Origin of the sequence: Aliiglaciecola sp. LCG003, assembly GCF_030316135.1 — a bacterium.
GTDB lineage: Bacteria > Pseudomonadota > Gammaproteobacteria > Enterobacterales > Alteromonadaceae > Aliiglaciecola.
Map to the genome: position 1 here is coordinate 3920742 of NZ_CP128185.1, position 19177 is coordinate 3939918.

Annotated in this window: 20 protein-coding genes; 5 read left to right on the top strand and 15 right to left on the bottom strand. The window is 44.4% G+C overall.

Annotation, left to right across the window (positions count from 1 at the left end; translation table 11 throughout):
- Nucleotides 1-29: 29 nt before the first annotated feature.
- On the bottom strand, nucleotides 30-599 hold the full coding sequence (efp, locus tag QR722_RS17045; RefSeq protein WP_286284160.1) for an elongation factor P: 570 nt from the start codon (nucleotides 597-599) through the stop codon (nucleotides 30-32).
- A gap of 33 nt (nucleotides 600-632) precedes the next feature.
- On the opposite strand from efp, the gene epmB reads away from it, so the two are divergent.
- Nucleotides 633-1658, top strand: a complete 1026-nt coding sequence (gene epmB / locus QR722_RS17050; protein ID WP_286284162.1) for an EF-P beta-lysylation protein EpmB — start codon at nucleotides 633-635, stop codon at nucleotides 1656-1658.
- Here the strand turns inward: epmB and QR722_RS17055 are convergent, their stop codons facing one another.
- Entirely contained in the window at nucleotides 1659-1847 is a 189-nt protein-coding gene (locus QR722_RS17055; protein WP_286284163.1) for a hypothetical protein, read from the bottom strand.
- A 117-nt stretch (nucleotides 1848-1964) separates the two neighbouring features.
- Here QR722_RS17055 and QR722_RS17060 point away from each other — a divergent pair, with 117 nt between their 5' ends.
- Entirely contained in the window at nucleotides 1965-2291 is a 327-nt protein-coding gene (locus QR722_RS17060; RefSeq protein ID WP_286284164.1) for a hypothetical protein, read from the top strand.
- Nucleotides 2292-2402: 111 nt separating this feature from the next.
- A complete protein-coding gene (locus tag QR722_RS17065; protein ID WP_286284165.1) occupies nucleotides 2403-2753 on the top strand; it encodes a hypothetical protein in 351 nt (116 codons plus the stop codon).
- A 45-nt stretch (nucleotides 2754-2798) separates the two neighbouring features.
- Here the strand turns inward: QR722_RS17065 and QR722_RS17070 are convergent, their stop codons facing one another.
- Nucleotides 2799-4097 carry a YfiM family lipoprotein gene (locus tag QR722_RS17070; protein ID WP_286284167.1) on the bottom strand — a complete coding sequence of 433 codons (1299 nt, stop codon included), beginning with the start codon at nucleotides 4095-4097 and terminating at the stop codon, nucleotides 2799-2801.
- Nucleotides 4098-4442: 345 nt separating this feature from the next.
- On the opposite strand from QR722_RS17070, the gene QR722_RS17075 reads away from it, so the two are divergent.
- Complete coding sequence (locus QR722_RS17075; RefSeq protein ID WP_286287717.1) at nucleotides 4443-5777, top strand: AmpG family muropeptide MFS transporter; 1335 nt, start codon at nucleotides 4443-4445, stop codon at nucleotides 5775-5777.
- Nucleotides 5778-5825: 48 nt separating this feature from the next.
- Here the strand turns inward: QR722_RS17075 and QR722_RS17080 are convergent, their stop codons facing one another.
- Genes QR722_RS17080 through rppH form a run of 7 tightly spaced genes read right to left on the bottom strand, consistent with a single transcriptional unit; the run spans nucleotide 5826 to nucleotide 13150 of the window.
- On the bottom strand, nucleotides 5826-6803 hold the full coding sequence (locus QR722_RS17080) for a sensor domain-containing diguanylate cyclase (RefSeq protein ID WP_286284168.1): 978 nt from the start codon (nucleotides 6801-6803) through the stop codon (nucleotides 5826-5828).
- A gap of 3 nt (nucleotides 6804-6806) precedes the next feature.
- The gene (locus QR722_RS17085; protein ID WP_286284169.1) at nucleotides 6807-7829 is read right to left on the bottom strand and encodes a response regulator; all 1023 of its coding nucleotides are present in this window, start codon (nucleotides 7827-7829) and stop codon (nucleotides 6807-6809) included.
- Between the two features lie 15 nt (nucleotides 7830-7844).
- On the bottom strand, nucleotides 7845-8678 hold the full coding sequence (locus QR722_RS17090) for a thymidylate synthase (protein WP_286284170.1): 834 nt from the start codon (nucleotides 8676-8678) through the stop codon (nucleotides 7845-7847).
- Nucleotides 8679-9509 carry a prolipoprotein diacylglyceryl transferase gene (lgt, locus tag QR722_RS17095; protein WP_286284171.1) on the bottom strand — a complete coding sequence of 277 codons (831 nt, stop codon included), beginning with the start codon at nucleotides 9507-9509 and terminating at the stop codon, nucleotides 8679-8681. It lies immediately after the preceding gene.
- Nucleotides 9510-9517: 8 nt separating this feature from the next.
- Entirely contained in the window at nucleotides 9518-10318 is an 801-nt protein-coding gene (locus QR722_RS17100) for a sulfite exporter TauE/SafE family protein (RefSeq protein WP_286284172.1), read from the bottom strand.
- Nucleotides 10319-12607: a phosphoenolpyruvate--protein phosphotransferase gene (gene ptsP / locus QR722_RS17105; RefSeq protein ID WP_286284173.1), complete on the bottom strand. Its 2289-nt coding sequence runs from the start codon at nucleotides 12605-12607 to the stop codon at nucleotides 10319-10321. It lies immediately after the preceding gene.
- A 6-nt stretch (nucleotides 12608-12613) separates the two neighbouring features.
- Nucleotides 12614-13150: an RNA pyrophosphohydrolase gene (rppH, locus tag QR722_RS17110; RefSeq protein ID WP_286284174.1), complete on the bottom strand. Its 537-nt coding sequence runs from the start codon at nucleotides 13148-13150 to the stop codon at nucleotides 12614-12616.
- 136 nt (nucleotides 13151-13286) lie between these two features.
- Between rppH and mutH the strand changes: the two genes are divergently transcribed.
- A complete protein-coding gene (gene mutH, locus QR722_RS17115) occupies nucleotides 13287-13967 on the top strand; it encodes a DNA mismatch repair endonuclease MutH (RefSeq protein WP_286287718.1) in 681 nt (226 codons plus the stop codon).
- 80 nt (nucleotides 13968-14047) lie between these two features.
- Here the strand turns inward: mutH and QR722_RS17120 are convergent, their stop codons facing one another.
- From QR722_RS17120 to QR722_RS17140, 5 genes are all read right to left on the bottom strand, one after another.
- Nucleotides 14048-14308, bottom strand: a complete 261-nt coding sequence (locus QR722_RS17120; protein WP_286284175.1) for a hypothetical protein — start codon at nucleotides 14306-14308, stop codon at nucleotides 14048-14050.
- Nucleotides 14309-14379: 71 nt separating this feature from the next.
- A complete protein-coding gene (locus tag QR722_RS17125) occupies nucleotides 14380-14778 on the bottom strand; it encodes a hypothetical protein (protein ID WP_286284176.1) in 399 nt (132 codons plus the stop codon).
- A 121-nt stretch (nucleotides 14779-14899) separates the two neighbouring features.
- Entirely contained in the window at nucleotides 14900-15763 is an 864-nt protein-coding gene (locus QR722_RS17130) for a class I SAM-dependent methyltransferase (protein ID WP_286284177.1), read from the bottom strand.
- 163 nt (nucleotides 15764-15926) lie between these two features.
- On the bottom strand, nucleotides 15927-17357 hold the full coding sequence (locus QR722_RS17135) for an aldehyde dehydrogenase family protein (RefSeq protein ID WP_286284178.1): 1431 nt from the start codon (nucleotides 17355-17357) through the stop codon (nucleotides 15927-15929).
- Between the two features lie 8 nt (nucleotides 17358-17365).
- Nucleotides 17366-19006 carry an acetolactate synthase large subunit gene (locus QR722_RS17140; protein ID WP_286284179.1) on the bottom strand — a complete coding sequence of 547 codons (1641 nt, stop codon included), beginning with the start codon at nucleotides 19004-19006 and terminating at the stop codon, nucleotides 17366-17368.
- Nucleotides 19007-19177: the final 171 nt, after the last annotated feature.

Below are 19177 nucleotides of genomic sequence, written 5' to 3' on the forward strand. Positions count from 1 at the left end.
AGAACTAGAGCCACATAGGAATTTCAAAATTATTTTTGCGCCCGTGACACATATTCACCACTGCGGGTGTCAACTTTGATCACTTCGCCAGTTTGGATGAAAAGCGGTACTCGCACCACGGCGCCTGTGGATAAGGTTGCTGGCTTGCCGCCCGTTCCAGCGGTATCACCTTTTAGACCAGGGTCCGTTTCGGTGATCTCTAGCTCAACAAAATTCGGTGGCGTAACCACAATAGGACTACCATTCCACAAAGTGATAGTACAAGTATCGTTTTCTGCCAACCACTTGATATTTTCACCTACGGCTTTTTCATCAGCGGCGATTTGTTCAAAGGTCTCGTTGTTCATAAAATGCCAAAATTCACCATCGGTATAAAGATAGGAAAGATCGGTATCCATCACATCAGCGCTCTCAACAGAGTCACCTGATCTGAAAGTTTTTTCTAACACTTTACCGGAAATAAGTTTACGAATTTTGACCCGGCTGAACGCTTGCCCTTTACCTGGTTTTACATATTCGTTCTCAAGAATGTTGCAAGGTTCGCCGTCGAGCATTATCTTAAGGCCCGCTTTAAATTCATTTGTGCTGTAATTAGCCATAATTCCTCTGAATTAAAAATATTGAGTAATCGTTTGACGCAGATAATACCTAAAAAACTCGTTGCTGTAGAGACTAACTGGCAAAAAGAGCTAGCACAGTGTTTCACTGACCCTGAAAAGTTGCTGTTATACCTCGAATTTCCCATCCATGACTTTGAGCAAGACATAAAAGCTCGCAAGCTTTTCCCCATGCGTGTACCTAAAGCGTTTGCTCAGAAGATGTGTAAACAAGACCGCGACGATCCTTTGTTTAAACAAGTTTTTCCAATGTCTGATGAATTTGGCGCTCACCCAAATTTTGTTGCAGATCCGCTGCTGGAACAACAGAACCCCCAACAAGGAATACTGCATAAATATCAATCACGAGCATTGTTGATGGTGCGTGGCGGTTGTGCGGTGAATTGTCGCTATTGCTTCAGACGCCATTTTCCGTACGAACAAAACAGTTTAAACAAACAAGGCTGGATTGACGCCCTTGATTACATTCGCCAGGATAAAAATATCAATGAAGTCATATACTCTGGCGGTGATCCTTTGATGGCCAAGGATGATTTTCTGGCATGGTTGACCAACCAAATTGAAGATATTGGGCATATAAAACGGTTGCGTATCCATACGCGGTTACCTGTAGTCATTCCGAACAGAATAGATGCGCAGATGCTAGATTGGATTCAACAAAGTCGACTACAGATTGTGATGGTGCTACATATTAATCATGCTAATGAAATAGATCAGGTATTGCAGGAAAAACTCGCCACACTTCGGCAGTTGGGGGTCATCTTGTTGAATCAGTCGGTCCTGTTGAAAGGCATAAATGATAGTGCGGATGCTTTGGTCACATTAAGTGAACGCTTGTTCGACGTTGGGGTACTACCCTACTATTTACATATGTTGGATAAGGTGGCGGGCGCTGCGCATTTCGATGTTTGTGAACAGCAAGCCAGAGAAATAATGCGCGCTGCAATAAAACGTTTGCCAGGCTTTTTAGTCCCCAAGCTCGTCAGAGAGATTGGTGGACAACCTGGCAAAACGCCACTTGATTTACATCTACATCCTTAATTAGGCAAACGTATTCACGTTCGAGCCTACAGCCGGATTAGATGAAACCCTTGGTACGTCAGCTGCTGAATCCAGTAGCTGAAGCGTCGCTTGACCTTTTATCTCTTGATCTGACTTAGCGAGTTGCAAGGCTTTAACTTCTAACGACGCACCGGCAGTTCCAGATGAGTTTACACCTTGAAGTTCCATACCAATTACCTCATTGCTTGTAGCAATTTAAAAAAACAGGCAGAATTACCCGTCTACGGTCATTATCGGCCTAAATTAACTTTTCTTGAGCTTTTTTTTACTTTTTGAGACCTATTGATGTCGACCTCTGAAATACCTAACCAAACTTTGTTCGAAAAACTTACTGAAACCATGCAATTGATATATCGAAAAGCCATTGATGCTGATGATGCTTTAGCTAAATTAATGCAGTCTGGCAAAGGTAAGTTTAACCATATCTTCACTCCGGATGCGGGCTTTGAGGTGCAGAGCAAACGCTTTATGCCTTATGTAAAGGAACTGGCAAAAGACATCACAGAATTGGAAAATGCCAATCAGCAGAGCTTACAACAATCGCTACCCCATATCGTGAAAAAAATGGAGCTGTTGTTAACCACCCTTAACCAATTCAAAGTCACCCTTTAGGTTTTAACCTAAAAGGCATTAAACACAGCAGCTTGTTTTTTGAACAAAATGTACCATAATTATAACTCCAGCAAACTGCAATTTATCCGATGCAATATCATAGGAGATTAGGTGGAAATTGGAGTAGCAAGTCGCGGTATTAATTTTTCAAATGATGCACCTTCAAATGCGTCACAGGGACAGACGCGCGCTTTAAATGCCTATGGGATTGGCAGCGCCAATCAGCCGGAAGTCCAACTTTCTCCACAAGCCCGTATTTTGCAACAAAATGAACAGACGCAGAATCAACGGGCAGAAAGCTTAACTGCAGATAAAAAGGCTGAAAAACAACCGGAAAGCGTTGAAGAGTTAGCGAGGACTGACTTTATCCGGGTATCAAGTAGTGTAGGCGCTGCGGCAAAAAATAATCTCACCTCTGAACAAGCAACCGAAGTCTACCGCTCGATTCAAGAATTACTCTAAGGCATACTTCAGGCAGCGCATGGGGCTTGCGAAAAACAGTTATGCTTAGCGAGTCCCATGAACGGATTGGTATAATGGCAAGTTGGCGATCCTGTCGTTAATCAGCTTAACCAGTGACAAATACTCGTCCCCCTCAACACTTAGATACTGAACCTCAAAAGCTTGCTTAGATAAGCCTTCGGGTAAATCGCTTATGTCTGGAAAAAAATCTTGCTCGTCAGTTATCTGAGATAATGTTCGTTGCACTGCATCGGCAGTGCCAATATCTGAGGCTACAATTGCAAACTCAATGCCTGCCAAGTCGGCAGCCAAATCTGCAAAACTGAAACCACTACCTCCTTTGCCTCTGTCCATGAGTTCTTTAAATTCACCAATCGCACTGCTAATACCTTGTTCAGATAAAATCTTAAGTGCTGCTGAGATGATAAAATGCTGAGTCAGATCTGACCGTTTTGCCAACATTGGCCGGTATTTTGGCATTACAACCTTACCCGCCATAGGTTGTACATCGCCTACAAAATTGGCTAATCGATGATGTCCTGTATAGATGGCTAAGGCCAAAATAGCAGCTTCGTTTTCCTTATCAGCAGAGGAATTAACGCTCAGGTGCATGGCTTGGGCAAAAAGAGGTTGGATGAAGTCGGATAAGGATAACCCCAACGAGTGTTGCGGAATATCTAGCTCAGCAAGATAGGCCAAATAGTAGGCAACCTTTGCTCTTAACGCTTCATCCTCCACACCTGATAAGCCATTTTTGATCTGGTTAAGACTCATAAGGAAATCATGGATAGGGATTAATGTCACTTTAATGGCGTGATCTGACACCTCGATTTTTGACACCTGCGCAAGGGCTTTGTCACCAAGATCACTATGGGTACGCCAGTTCACTACGCTAATCAAAAGTGACATTGCTAGATCACCCGATATAGGTAGATCTCCCAGCTTTACCTGTTGTAGTTGAATCTGATTGGCGGAAACAAGCTGCGCCGAAACATTAACGTATGCGTTAAACCAATCTACCGGTAACTTATAACTGGCCTTAATGGTTGATGTACCCGATTGAGTGTCTAATTCACCAGCAAAATTCGGCAATGCTCGCTGAATAAATCCCACTACACTATTAACTTGCTGCTTTGAAAACTCAATCTCCTGTTCCACAAACCTATGGCGGGTTATTTGCTTGGCTTGTTGCAATAAAATTGCTATAGAGTCCGCTTCATTAACCTGATGGTCAGCGGCTACAATCACTGTCGGCCGGGTTTCAATTACAGTAAATAGCACAGCTAAAAGCGATGCTAGTAATAGCAGAAAACTAATCGACAATATTCTTATTACTCTCAACATTTCAATTACTGTGCTCAATTAGTCTGCGTTGCATAAATTCGTCACTTGGGGTCTAGTTATCCACTGTATTTTTAACTGAGGACAATACTAAGCCATAGCCTTTGTTGCGCAAAGCGCTGTTTTAGTTTGCGACCTCAATAATGCTCATTTGATGGAAGTTTGTTGTTATCGACTTGTCGGAGTATTTTTAGCTTGCTTGTGATTTTTGCCATCCTTTGCTCAACATTATCCACAAAGCTAACAATTGGCCCTATTTAACCATTGAAGATAAGCCCCATACGTGATCCAATAGGGTTTTACTTGCAGTACTGAAGCCACGTGAATAAAACCATCAAAGACACCTTGATGTGCTACAAAGACAAGCGCCTGTTATTTATTTTCTTATTTGGCGTAGCCAGCGGATTTCCGTGGGTGATGATCGGTTCAGCTTTATCTGCTTGGCTGCAAGAGTCAGGGCTTAGTCGCTCGTCCATCGGTCTCTTCGGCTCTATAACTGTTGCCTACACCATAAACTTTCTCTGGTCACCGTTACTGGACCGCGTCAAACCTCCGGTACTAGGCCAAAGACGAGGCTGGATTGTTAGCACCCAAGTTTGCATCGTCTTAGCCTGCATCGGATTAGCCGTAGTGCCGGTGCAACAAGAACTCTTTTTAGCCGGAATCATCGGCTTTTCCATAGCCGTATTTTCGGCCACCCAGGATATCGCAATAGATGCCTATCGAGTGGATATCATTAAGCCCCATGAGAAAGACAAACTAGCTGCCGCTTCTGCGATGGCTACCGCCGGGTGGTGGACTGGATTTGGCGGGCTAGGCGCCATTCCTTTTTTCATTGCCGACTTGCCCAATTGGCAATGGTCCGAAATCTATTTCATTTTGGCAGGCATCATGGCAATGCTAATGCTTTTTGTCTTTCTGAGTGAAGAACCCGTCACAGACCGAGAGGCAAGGCAAGCTGCGGCAAGCGCCATGTACGCCAATGCTATGGTGGGGGATAGGCCTCTCAATCTAGGTGGAAAAATAGCGAATTGGCTGCTCGTCACTGTGGTTGAGCCGTTTCGCGATTTCTTTACCCGCAATACCTTTAAATTGGCCCTATCTATATTGCTATTCATCTTTTTGTTCAAAATAGGCGAGGCCTTTTTAGGCCGAATGAGCATAGTCTTCTATAAAGAATTAGGCTTTAGCAACAGTGATATTGGTAGTTATTCAAAACTGCTCAATTGGTGGGTCACCATTATATTTGCTGTCCTTGGTGGCATGGTTAACATTCGCTTTGGGATTTATCGCGGCTTAATGATCGGTGGAATCGCCATGGCCACCAGTAACTTGATGTTTGCGATGATGTCGATTGTAGGCCCTGACAAGGCACTATTCGCCGCAACCGTCTTTGTAGATGGATTCACTGCGGCGTGGAGTTCAGTCGCGCTAGTCGCATTTATCTCACTGCTGTGTAATCAAGCTTTTTCAGCCTCCCAATACGCCCTGATGGCATCCTTAGGTGTTTTTGGCCGCACCCTAATGGCCTCTGGTAGCGGTTTTTTAGTGGATTGGATGGGGGGAAACTGGGCAGCCTTTTTCGTACTAACTGCGGTGATGGTGATCCCCAGTTTGATCTTCTTATGGACCTTAAAGGATCATATATACGCATTAGAACGTCGCGAGTATCCACAATCTTGATTGCCAAAAAGGCACTGAGGACGCTTTACAATAGATGTTCAACCCCAGCTAACTTTCATTCGTTGGGGGTTTCTGATAGACCCGTAACTGATTACGGCCATTATTTTTAGCAATGTATAATGCCTGGTCAGCTTTTTCCAACCATGCCATATGATCAGGGTATTGCTTAGAGAAATCCGCTAAACCTAAACTTACCGTAAACGGAATTTCAGAGCCTTCATAATTGGGCAGCAAGTCTTCGCAGCCTGCTCGGATCCGCTCTGCAACAAACTGAGCACTGTCTGAATCAGTGTCCGGCAAGAGTACAACAAACTCTTCTCCTCCATAGCGTCCACAAATATCGGTCTCTCGTACCGTTTGTTTTATGACGTTGGCTAAGGTCTTTATAATGTAATCACCTGCAGGATGACCGTGGTTGTCATTGACCTTTTTAAAATGATCAATATCCAAAATAATCACGCTGCCGTTACTGCCACTGCGTAATATACGTTTCTGTTCCTGGGCAAAGGTTTCTTCCCAGTACCTTCGGTTATAAACGCCTGTCAGGCCGTCAATACGACTAATCTGTTCAAGTTGCTCATTTAAAGCTTGTATGCCCTTTTTGTTAAGGGCTTCATCGGTAACGTCATAGACCACTAAACAAATTTGTTCGACCTCGCCCGCAGCGGATTTCAGTGGAAACAAGGTAACATTTTGGTACATGAAATCTGAAGCTGAGGTGATAGGCCGACTGGTATCAAATTTAAACAGGTAAGGCCGTTGTTCCCAAATAATAAACGCCGGACTTTTAAGGTTAAACACCGGTTCGGTCTTGATGGTAAACCAGTCTTTATCAATCTCAGGGAAAAAACTGAAGATACTCTTACCTTCAATAGCGCTAGGTAAAATACCACTGTTGTTTTCCATAAACTGATTCCATGCTAGCACATGGAAATTGCGGTCCAACACTGTAATACCGACTTCAATCGAACCCAATAAGTTTAATTGTGAATGCAATGAGTTAATATCTGATAAATAATTTGTCATACCTTAGGAAACTACCTTCACGAGTTTTTCAAACATCAAGTCTATGGACTTGTCAGGGAACAACAACAATAAATCAAAATTGATCGATTGACTCTTAATCGCATAGCCAATTTCAATTGCCAAGACTCTATTCCAACGGGACACATTTTTATTTAGTAGCTCATCCAATCCACAATGTTGCCCTAACACAATAGGATGATTGTGGGTAAAATTCACATTCAACTGCTCGGATAGTGCCACTAAACATGCGCTGGTGAGGATATTAGTGACGTCCATAAGGGCTTCCAGTTCTAACTGATCAGAAAACGCCTTATGTTTATAATTTAGCAGCTTAACCATGTTTGCAAAGTTGGAATCATTGAAAATCAACAAAGCTTCGCCGCTTATTCCTGCACTGATAAAACCTTGAGAAATGGCGGAAACCCGATCACCTCCGCTAATTTCAGCAATGGCCATATGTAGCTCTGTGGTCTCGATCAAATTGACATTAGGGATAGGTAAATCGATAAATTCATTTAACAGGTGAGCGAGCTTTTCCCCAGCTTGTCCCATCGCTATATTGGCCATCTCTCGATAGGCGTCAAGCTTCTCTGTTAAAGGATCGCTGTCCGTGTGCTGTATTGGTACCGACGATGAACGTTTCTCAGCACTTTTTTCACCTGAATAGAGACCATATTGCGTCAAAATAGTGGTTAACTTGTCGTTATCCACTGGTTTGCGGATAAAATCCAACGCTCCCATTTTAAGCATACGGGTGCGCGCTTCAGCCTGCACATCGCCAGACACCACTATGACCAATGTTGGTAAATCTTGGTCCTTAATGATTTGCATGGCCTGGTAACCATCCATCACGGGCATATTAAGATCCAAAAACATTACGTCAGCTTTGCCTTGCTTGATCTGCTCTATCGCTTGTTGGCCATTTTCAGCAAAGCTCAGCTCTACTTTCCAACCATCAGGTATTGACCGAGCCATCTGTTTTCTGGCGAAATTGGAGTCATCACAAATAAGCACTTTAGTAAGCATGTAAACGCCCTTCAGTTATATAGCGACGGGGGCTTTAATATGGGGGTAAGCCTGATAATTGACTAACTCAAAATCATCAATAGTAAAATCAAACAACGATTTTATCTTAGGATTGAGCTTCATCTGGGGCAATGCATGAGGGGTCCGGCTTAGTTGCATTTCGGCTTGTTCGAGGTGATTTGTGTAGAGATGAGCGTCCCCGAAAGTATGCACAAAATCGCCTAGTTGAAGATTACACACCTGTGCCACCATCATGGTTAATAATGCATAGCTAGCAATGTTAAATGGAACACCTAGAAAAATATCACCACTGCGCTGATAGAGCTGGCAGGACAACTTGTTATCGATTACGTAGAACTGAAACATGGTATGGCAAGGCGGTAATGCCTGCTTACCGGCCGCCGCATTTTCCTTAGGTGATATTGATGAATCTGGCAATACAGTAGGATTCCAAGCACTAAGTAACAGCCGACGGGAGTCTGGATTAGTTTTGATTTGCTGCAACAGCTCAACCAATTGATCAACGACTTCACCATTGGCACCTTCCCAACTACGCCATTGCTTACCATATACTGGCCCCAATTCGCCGTCATCGGTGGCCCATTCATCCCAGATGCTCACACCATTTTGTTTTAAATAAGCAATATTAGTCTCGCCCTTTATAAACCATAATAGTTCGTGAATTATCGAACGAAGGTGACACTTTTTGGTGGTGATCAGCGGGAAGCCTTGAGCCAAATCAAAGCGCATTTGATAACCGAAGATACTCAGTGTTCCCGTGCCAGTGCGATCTTCTTTTTTTGTCCCGTTTTCAAGCACATGGCGCATTAAATCAAGATATTGTCGCATTTAGGCTTTCCCTGCTTTTTTTTGTTTAAGGGGTTGAGGTGTATAGATTACATGCCGTTTATAGGCCCAAACCATCAAGCCCAAACCGCCTATAATCATCGGCAAAGATAATATTTGTCCGCGGCTGAATAATCCTAGATAAAGATCTAAATGGCTGTCCCATTGGCGGAAAAATTCAATGAAAAAGCGGAAGCAACCATAGCCCATTAAAAAAGCACCACTGAGTGCACCTATTGGCCTTGGCTTTTTCGAATATAGCCAAAGTATAACGAACAGTGCAAGCCCTTCTAAGGCAAATTCATATAACTGCGAGGGATGACGAGGCTCTGGCCCTGCATTGGGGAAAATGATAGCCCAAGGCACATCTGACGTTCTTCCCCATAATTCAGAATTGATGAAATTACCAATCCGCCCCGCCCCTAAACCAATAGGAACCAAGGGTGCAACAAAATCGCCAACTACTAGGAATGGGACTTTTAAGCGACGTGCACTTAGCCACAACGCAAGCACTACACCGAGTAATCCGCCATGGAAGGACATTCCGCCTTCATTGATTCTAAATAAATACATAGGGTCGGCTAAAAACTCGGAGAATTGGTAAAACAACACATAGCCTATTCGGCCACCAAGGATCACTCCCATAAAGCCCCAAAAAAGCATATCGCTTAATTGATCCTTACTCCAACCGACGCGGTCGATACGCCGATTGGCTAACCACCAAGCTGCCACAAATCCAATTAGATACATCATACCGTACCATTTCGGACTGATTATCCCCCAGTCAAATATTGCAGGATTAATTTCTGGGAGGGTGTAATGGCCGTTCGACATAATTATTTCTATCCTAGTAACATACGCAAGCTGACCAATATCAGAAAACCTGCAAATATTTGTTTTAATTTTTGTGTATCGAGCCGATGGCTTATTTTAGCCCCGACCCGTGCAGTAAATACAGACGTAATCACAATTCCGATTGCGGCTGGTAAGTATACGTATCCCACTGCTCCTTGGGGTAATCCATGCAACGACCAGCCCGCCACGACAAAACTGGCAGAGCCAAACACGGCAATGACTAAACCACAAAATGCTGCACAACCTATGGCATGTTTGATATTAATCCTGTACCAAACCAGAGCAGGTACCATTAATGCTCCTCCGCCAATGCCCATAAATGCTGAGACAATTCCAGTGACAAATCCAATCACTAACAGCGTAGGCTTGGAGATCTGTTTATCCGACGTTTTGGGGTGCATAAATATCATCTGAGCGGCAATCGCGAAAACCAGTATGGCAAAAATCATTTTTAATTGCTGGGCAGCAATACTGGTCGCTATTAGAGGGCCAATTAAGGCCCCTCCCGCAATACCTAAGGCCGTCCAAATCACAATAGGAGGCTGGATATGACCCAATTTAAAATGTGCATACGCTGAAGAAAAGCCGGTCAACACTATGGTTGATAATGACGTAGCTATCGCCATTGGCATTGCTGTGGCAAGTGACATGCCTAAGTGTTCCACGAATATATACAGTAAAGCTGGCACTATAATAAGGCCGCCGCCAATACCTAACAGGCCGGCCAGTAGCCCCACCACCAAACCCAATGCCAGATATATGATAAAAAATGTGGACGGCTCAAACAACTAAATACCTGCCCTAACCAATCCACCCAAGCCTATGGATTCGAGGTAAAAATTCAACTCTTCTTTGACTTGAGCTGGGGTTTCACAGGTAAGTACTGTTTTTAGCAATAGCTTAGATTGGGCTAAGGTGACACTGCGGATCACCCACTTCACTTTCAGCAAGTTGTGGCTATTCATACTCAGTTTGGTGTATCCCATCGCCATTAACAATATTGCGCCGCCCGGCTCTCCCGCCATCTCGCCGCATACGGTAATAGGTACTCGGTACTGATCGGCCTGTTCAACTATTGTTCGTAGAGCACATAATACTGCGGGATGATAACTATCGTAGAGGCCCGACACTCTTGCATTATTGCGATCTACCGCCAACAGATACTGGGTTAAGTCATTGCTACCTACTGAGAAGAAATCCACTTTTTCGGCCAACTGTGGAATCTGGTAAAGCACTGCAGGTACTTCCAACATCACGCCGATTTTAGGCATTTCAAGTAAAATACCATCATCTCTCACCTCTTCAGAGACTTCGTGAAAAGCTTGCCGGATCAATCGTTGGCATTCACTTACTTCAGTAACTGTGGTGATCATTGGCAACATGATATGCAAATTACCTATGCCAATGTTGGCCCGCAACATTGCACGTATCTGAACCAGGAATATCTCCGGGTGATCGAGTGTCAATCTAACCCCACGCCAGCCCAAAAATGGATTTTCTTCATTGATGGGAAAATACGGCAAGGGCTTATCGCCGCCGACATCCAGTGTCCGCATAGTAATGGGTTTATCGGGGGCAGACTCCAGCATTTGTCGATACAATTGCATTTGTTCATGCTCAGATGGAAATCGCTCTCTGAGCATAAAAGGCACCTCAGTGCGATACAATCCAACTCCTTCACTGTGTGTGAAGTTAGTGTTTTCCATCTCAGCTGATAAGCCGGCGTTGATAAACAACCCCATGGGATGTGAGTCTTGGGTTACACAAGGCAAGTGGGCCTGTTCAAGCACCAAATCTGACAACTGTTGTTCTTCAATCACTAACTGGGTGAATTCTTTACAGACACTCTTTGATGGTGACACTATGACTTCGCCAGAATAACCATCAATTAGCAACTCTTTGCCATCCAATAAAGATAGGGGTGCATCGGATAGGCCCATTACGGCAGGTAAGCCCATCGCCCGAGCCAGAATAGCTGCGTGGGAATTATTCGAACCACGCACCGAAATAATGCCCCGTAACTGTAGCGTAGAATATTCAGCCAACATGGTTGCGGTCACTTCTTCGGCCACTAAAATCGCATCTTTATCTTTATCGATTTGTCGCAAAGAAGGGCTTTCTGTACCCAAGATGTTAGCAAGGATCCGATTGGATAAATCTTCTATATCCACCGCCCTTTCTTGCATGTAAGGGTCACTCATACTACGAAATTGCTGAATATAATTCTCAACTACAAACTTCAGACTACTTGCCGCATCCCATCCTTCACGAATGCGCGCTTCAACTTCATGGCCTAAACTGTTGGCATCGAGTAAATGGCTGTATATTTGGAAAATAGCCTGAACATCTTCGGGAACTTGCCCCGCTACCCGTTGCGACAACTCGTCAACTTGTCCACGAGTCACGCCAACCGCGGCACGATACCGACTAATTTCTTTATCTTTTTCTACAGAACGCTTGGCAACCTGGCTGCCAAGACTAACTTTGAAATCAGGCACAAAACCGATGCCCATGCCTAATCCAGCGGAACCGGGAACCCCTGAAATTTTACGTTGCCATTTATTGCGATTATTGTCGTCTACAAAGGACAAGAATCCTCGGGTTTCTGCATGCACTATTTCAAGTGCAATCTGGGTGGCTAGGGTAACTAAAAACGCTTCTTCATCTTCACTAAAACGCCGCTTTTTTTTCTGTTGGAGGGTGAGTACTCCCAACACTTTTCGTTGGTGAATAATCGGTGCACCTAGAAAAGCATGGTACTTTTCTTCCTTTACTTCAGGATAATGCTTAAATCGCGGGTGTGCTTGGGCATCAACAATATTAAGGGGCTCTTCTCGTTGACCAATGAGACCAATTAAGCCTTCGGAAAAACCGATAGCAACTTTTCCAACAGCGGTATTATCAAGACCATCGGTAGCCATTAATAAGAAATGCTGTTTCTCATAGTCGGCAAGGTATACGGAGCTGGAGTCAACCCCTAGCGACTGCTTTAAACTGCTTGTCAGATGTGCCAGCGCCTCCTCCAAAATGGGGATTTTACTGACCTCCTGTACAATGCGTTTTAACGTAGTTAGCATGGCTTCCTATGATTGTCTTCTGCGACGACGACTCCGATTAGACGGTTGAGATTGCTGAGATTTAAAGTTGGCTGGCATAGCAAAAGGCACAAACTCTTTCATGACTCGTCGATAAACTTCCCGTTTAAACGACACCACATTACGCACTGGGTACCAAAAGCTCACCCAGCGCCAGTCATCAAATTCAGGGTGCCCTGAACTTAGCACGTTCACATCCGTCTCTTTGCATTCAAGCTGCAATAAAAACCATTTTTGTTTTTGGCCAATGCAAACGGGATCACTCCCCTGACGTATAAGACGTTTAGGAAGTTTGTATCTGACCCAATTTTTGGTGACGCCTAGTATTTTTACGTGTTCTGGATGTAGCCCTACTTCCTCATTAAGTTCTCTGTACATTGCTTGTTCAGCAGTTTCACCTTGATCTATTCCGCCTTGTGGAAACTGCCATGAATGTTGCCCATAGCGCTTTGCCCAAAATACTTGCCCCATTTTATTGCAAATCACTATACCGACATTCGCGCGGAAACCTTCGGTATCAATCACTTTGACTCCCGGGGGGATTGATTTCTTTTATATTTCCCCATTCTTCCATAAACTAGGGATCAAGCAAAGCAATATAATCTCGATGAATATTTCATTGTCACCCTAATAAATTAAAATACCCTAAAGGTTCCCTTTGATAACACCAGCCAAAACTGCTCCACACTCAGTTCAACAGCTATTAGACCGTGCTTTGTTATTGGCTGGGTTGACGCTTGGTGAATTGGCCCTATGGGCTGATATTAGAGTACCAGCCAATTTCAAGCGTGAGAAAGGCTGGACCGGACAATTGCTAGAACTTTACTTGGGTGCTCAAGCTGGTTCCAAACCTCAACAAGATTTCCCTGAAATCGGCGTAGAGCTAAAAACCATCCCAATTGGACAATTAGGACAGCCATTAGAAACAACCTATGTCTGCTACGCACCATTAACGCAAATCGCTGGTGTACAATGGGAAACCAGCAGCGTACGCAATAAACTCAACTGCGTACTGTGGATCCCCATCGAAGGTGACAGAGACATCCCTCCGGCACAAAGGCGCATTGCCACTGCATTTTTATGGCAGCCGTCATCCCAACAGTTGGAATTATTGCAGCAAGACTGGGAAGAATTACTCGATATGATCGCACTAGGGGAAGTTGAGAATATTACTGCCAAACATGGACAGGCATTACAACTTCGCCCTAAAGCCGCTGACGGTAGCGTACTCACCGACGCTATTGGCGCTGACGGTGCACTGATGAAAACTCGCCCTAGAGGCTTTTATTTACGCAAACAATTTACCCAACAAATTTTGCTTAATGCATTTGCAGGTGAATAGAGCCGCCATCGAATAGTGACCCACTTCAACTAGCGCCCACTACCCTACGACCCATAAGTTAGTGCCATCAAGCGCTTTATCTAAGTTTCTGAGGATTCATCTGGCTCCAATAAATTCTCATCCTCATCTTGTTGCTTTCTCACTTCTTGCTTCGCCTCTGCCACGGTTTCAATAGTGCGCTGCACATAGGGATCCGGCAGAAACATATGCACCAATACGCCAAACGCTACCACAGCTGATTTGCGTTTTTTTGCCAATTTAACCAAAGTAGCAAAAACTAATACAATACCAACTAGCACCATCCATGGCAGTAATACCAAAGCTAATTCAACTAAATTCATAAAACTCTCTCTCTCACAGATTAAACGACAGGCTGCCTAACGGCATGCCATAAGGATTTGCATTTAAAAACTTAAAGGAGTGAGAAAGGAGATTCGTCTGATTCGGGAATTCGAGGCTTCAACAGCAATTGAAGAGGCTCTAGTGTTTGTTCAAGATCCTGTTGCACCTGCCATAACAACTGAATTTGTTGTGCTTGAAAATAGCTAAACACAGCTAACTCTTGTCCAATGAAATCGGTAAAGTTAACCCACGAAAACTGTATATGTTCGAGGTTATGGTGCGCTTGAGAATCTGTATCGCGGTAGTGTTGCTGAGATGAGTTTGACGCATAAGGCGCGCTATGACATTCGACCTGAAAAGCCGGCTTAGCTAGCGTATCAGTTGAAAAAGATGTGAATGCCTGCGCCTGCAGCGTTGCACAGCATGCTGCGACTAGGATCAACAATATTTTCAAAAGCTTGGTGTTCAATCGAGTTCTTCCAACTCTCGCCTGCCAGATAAGTCAATATGCTATTAATCAGAACAAAATCAAGGCTGAATACGATATTCAATTGCGCAAATATGTCGACAGCCCGATAAGGATTAGTTATCTATTTTTTCTTGAACAGCAAAGTCATGCGATCAGACTCACCAATCTCGTCCATGGCCGCTCTTTTTTGAGGGTCATCGCCGCTTCCATTGTAGCTAGGCGGTAAACGCCAGACAATATCACTAGCACTAGGCTGATCTTTTGGATTGGCATTGATCTCTGATTTAGCCACCAGCTTAAAGCCTGCCTGTTCAAACGCTTTAATCACGGTCGACTCTTTTAAGTAACCCCGACTTCCATCAGAACCAGCATCGGGGGCACTTTCAGGCAGTCGATGTTGCACCACGCCGACCATACCGTCTTTTTTTAATAGCTTATGCATCACACTTAACGCTTGAGTCATGGTTCCGGCCTCAGCCTCGAATCGATTTAAATTATGCAACGCGCGGATGGCCACGACTCTATCGACACTCCCTTCGAGATCCATAGGCATAGTTGCAAAGGTGAACCCTTGGGTAGCTATGCCATTGTCTGTGGCATCGGCGACCATAGGACTGAACTTAGCAGTGCCTGCAACAAAATTATCTATGGTTTTTTGGTCAAAAAATCCAAAGCGCGGCCACATATCATCGGCATAATTAATCCCATAAAGCTTGCCCTGCACTCCCAAGTAATTGGCTAGAATTTTAGAATACCAACCTCCGCCGGGAAGGGCTTCAGCCACAGTCATGCCGGGCTCAAGGTTGAAAAAGGCCAGGGTTTGAGCAGGATGGCGATAAACATCACGTTGTTTTTCTTCGCTACTGCGGGCTTCTACCACTGCCGAAATTTGTGGTAGATAAGATTTTTGTGGAGAAGTTGATTTACAGCTTACCAGCGCGACTAACCCGATAATTACAGCACTGCTTAACATAATTGTTTTCATGCGTTTCTCATTCTCGTTGGTTGAATTCCATTGGATTGCAAACCAAAGCCTAGAATGTGATTGAAATAACAGCAAACTGAATGAAGAATTAATCTGTTTCTGATTGTTAGCAAGATTAGCGGAACCCCCACCAAAGGGTTCCGCTGATAATTAGTCTATCTAATTATTGAGGAGTACGAATGACCATCAAACGTAATTCGGTCATATCTTCAATAGCATACCGAATGCCTTCACGGCCTAAACCAGATTCCTTGACTCCGCCGTATGGCATGTTATCTACGCGCCAGCTTGGCACATCGCCAATGACTACACCCCCCACATCCAACACATCCCAAGCTTTGTGAGCTTTGTAGATATCGCGGGTGAATACTCCGGCTTGTAAGCCAAACTGACTATTATTAACAGCTTCTAACGCATCATCAAAATCACTGAATGAAGCAATGGTAGAAACAGGTCCGAAGGCTTCATCTGCGTTTACGCTGGCATCATCGGGCACGTTTTCAAGTATGGTAGCTTGTAGCATAGCGCCATCTCGCTTGCCACCACACAAGACTTTTGCCCCTTTGGCCTTAGCTTGCTCTATCCAATCATCTAATCGTTTGGCTTCGGATTCAGAAATCATTGGCCCGATAAAGGTGTTTTCATCAAGTGGATCGCCATGAACTAGGCTCGATACTTTATCCACATAGCGCTGTTTAAACTCAGCATAAATAGATTCATGGACGAATATACGTTGCACGCTGATACAGCTTTGGCCTGATTGATAGTAGGCACCAAAGACTATGCGCTCGATGGCATCATCTAAATCGCTATCATGGTCAACTATGCATCCAGCGTTACCACCTAATTCCAAGATCACCGGCTTTTTACCTGCCCGCGATTTAAGATCCCAGCCGACATCTGGCGAGCCCGTAAAGCTCAGCAGTTTAAATCTATCGTCAGTGGTAAATAGATCTGCACCATCACGACTACAAGGCAAGATAGAAAAAGCCCCTTCCGGCAAATCCGTTTCGGCCAGTATTTCACCTATTATCAACGCCCCTAACGGGGTGCGACTGGCGGGCTTCAACACAAATGCACAGCCCACGGCTAAAGCAGGAGCAACCTTATGCGCGGCCAAATTCAAAGGAAAATTGAAGGGCGAAATAAATGAACAAGGACCGATAGGCACCTTCTTGGTCATACCTTGGTAGCCCTTGGCCCGCGGTGTGATTTCAAGATTCAATACTTCACCTTGAATACGCACAGACTCTTCGGCTGCTATCCGAAAAGTATCAATTAAACGAGTCACTTCCCCACGAGCATCTTTAATCGGCTTGCCCGCTTCTATACACAGTGCATAGGCGAGCTCTTCGAAGCGTTCTTCGAAACGTTTCACACAATGATTCAGAATTTGTTGGCGCTGATAGGGTTTCATCGCCGTCAATGCTGGTTGACTTTTCTCAGCAGCAGCAATCGCTTTGTCAATCACATCGGCTTGGGCCATGGCGACCACCGTAGCGGCTTCACCTGTATACTTATTTGTAACAACCAAATCCTGATTGGCGTATATCGCCTTGTTGGCAAGATAATATGGATAAGCTTTTTGTAACATGTTCGCTCCTACAGTTTTTGACTAAGCTCGCGGATAGTCTTATTTAACGTTTGGTCGTTAAGAGAATAATCAACTGGTACATCAATTAAATGCACTGCAGGCTCAGACAAACAAGCCTCTACTCTAGGCAATAACTCAGCCGCTGAGGCTATTCTCCAGCCCTTTGCACCGTAACTTTCAGCATATTTGACGAAATCCGGATTGCCGTAATCTAAACCAAAGTTTTCAAACTCCATATTGGCTTGTTTCCACTTGATCATACCGTAAGCATCATCACGTAAAATTATCACCACAATATGCAGCTTGAGCCGAACCGCCGTTTCCATTTCTTGACTATTCATCATAAAGCCGCCATCACCACAGACAGTGATAACCGATTTGGTTGGATTCACTATTTTCGCTGCCATTGCTGAAGGTAGTCCTGCGCCCATGGTGGCTAACGCATTGTCGAGTAGCAAGGTGTTAGGCAAATAGGCCGGGTAATTTCGGGCAAACCAAATTTTATAGACACCGTTATCAAGGGTGACAATACCATCTCGAGGCATTGCTTTACGGATATCTCGAACGAAGCGCTCAGGTAAAATAGGGAACCTATCATCATTTTCAGATAGGGTGCGATGGGAAATGTATGCGTCGTGCACATCACTATAAAAGTCTAACTTCCAGTGCTCTTGCGGAGTTAAATTTTGCTTAAGTTGCCAGATGCTATTGGCAATATCACCCACCACTTCCAATTGGGGGAAATACACGGGATCCACCGCCGCAGAGTCAAAATTAATATGGATGACTTTCTTGCCGTTATGGCTCATAAAAAATGGCGGTTTTTCAACCACATCGTGGCCTACATTGATAATTAGATCCGCTCTGGATATAACCCGATGAACAAAGTCGCCATCGGATAGCGCGGTATTACCCATGAACAAATCACCGCTTTCATCTAATACGCCTTTGCCCATTTGTGTGGTGATGTAAGGAATACCTGTTTTTTCGACAAACTCTTTCAACATTTTGGCCGTAAGTTTACGATTTGCCCCTGCTCCAATTAGCAATACTGGCGATTTCGCTTGCTCAATCATCTCGATGGCACGAGCAATCGACTTGTACTCTGCAATGGGGCGGCGCACGATACTCGGCTCTAAAAGTTGCGCGCTGGTTTGTTCATCTGCAATATCTTCAGGTAATTCGATATGTACTGCACCAGGACGCTCTTCATGGGCTAGTCTGAAGGCCTCACGCACTATCGATGGAATGCGGTCGCCACTGACCACTTGAGTAGTATATTTGGTCAACGAACGCATCATATCGACTGCATCGATAACCTGAAATCGGCCTTGCTTGCTGGTTTTAATCGGTTTTTGGCCGGTGATCATCAACATTGGCATGGCACCTAGCTGTGCATAAGCTGCCGGCGTAACCAAATTGGTGGCCCCTGGTCCCAATGTAGACAAGCAAACCCCCACTTTGCCGGTTAATCGACCATAGGTCGCAGCCATGAAGCCTGCGCCTTGCTCGTGACGGGTTAAGATGAGCTTGATAGAGGAACTACGTAAGGATTCCAACAGATCTAAATTTTCTTCCCCTGGAATACCAAATATGTACTCCACTCCCTCCGCTTCGAGCGCTTTGACGAATAGATCTGATGCTTTCATATGTTTCCCTAAAAGTTTATATCTATCAAATACAAGGCCGACACCCTTGCATAGCCATTGACTAAAGATAGCGTATATCCAAAGACAGGTCGGTAAATCTGTGTGATAGGTCCGATTAATTAACGTACAGGCACAGAATGAGTCTACACAGGCTCCGCTTTGATGATAAAT

Coding starts and splice junctions, on each gene's coding strand:
- efp (WP_286284160.1), bottom strand. CDS start 599: ATGGCTAATTACAGCACAAATGAATTTAAAGCGGGCCTTAAGATAATG.
- QR722_RS17055 (WP_286284163.1), bottom strand. CDS start 1,847: ATGGAACTTCAAGGTGTAAACTCATCTGGAACTGCCGGTGCGTCGTTA.
- QR722_RS17060 (WP_286284164.1), top strand. CDS start 1,965: ATGTCGACCTCTGAAATACCTAACCAAACTTTGTTCGAAAAACTTACT.
- QR722_RS17070 (WP_286284167.1), bottom strand. CDS start 4,097: ATGTTGAGAGTAATAAGAATATTGTCGATTAGTTTTCTGCTATTACTA.
- QR722_RS17075 (WP_286287717.1), top strand. CDS start 4,443: ATGTGCTACAAAGACAAGCGCCTGTTATTTATTTTCTTATTTGGCGTA.
- QR722_RS17080 (WP_286284168.1), bottom strand. CDS start 6,803: ATGACAAATTATTTATCAGATATTAACTCATTGCATTCACAATTAAAC.
- QR722_RS17085 (WP_286284169.1), bottom strand. CDS start 7,829: ATGCTTACTAAAGTGCTTATTTGTGATGACTCCAATTTCGCCAGAAAA.
- QR722_RS17090 (WP_286284170.1), bottom strand. CDS start 8,678: ATGCGACAATATCTTGATTTAATGCGCCATGTGCTTGAAAACGGGACA.
- lgt (WP_286284171.1), bottom strand. CDS start 9,509: ATGTCGAACGGCCATTACACCCTCCCAGAAATTAATCCTGCAATATTT.
- ptsP (WP_286284173.1), bottom strand. CDS start 12,607: ATGCTAACTACGTTAAAACGCATTGTACAGGAGGTCAGTAAAATCCCC.
- QR722_RS17120 (WP_286284175.1), bottom strand. CDS start 14,308: ATGAATTTAGTTGAATTAGCTTTGGTATTACTGCCATGGATGGTGCTA.
- QR722_RS17130 (WP_286284177.1), bottom strand. CDS start 15,763: ATGAAAACAATTATGTTAAGCAGTGCTGTAATTATCGGGTTAGTCGCG.
- QR722_RS17135 (WP_286284178.1), bottom strand. CDS start 17,357: ATGTTACAAAAAGCTTATCCATATTATCTTGCCAACAAGGCGATATAC.
- QR722_RS17140 (WP_286284179.1), bottom strand. CDS start 19,006: ATGAAAGCATCAGATCTATTCGTCAAAGCGCTCGAAGCGGAGGGAGTG.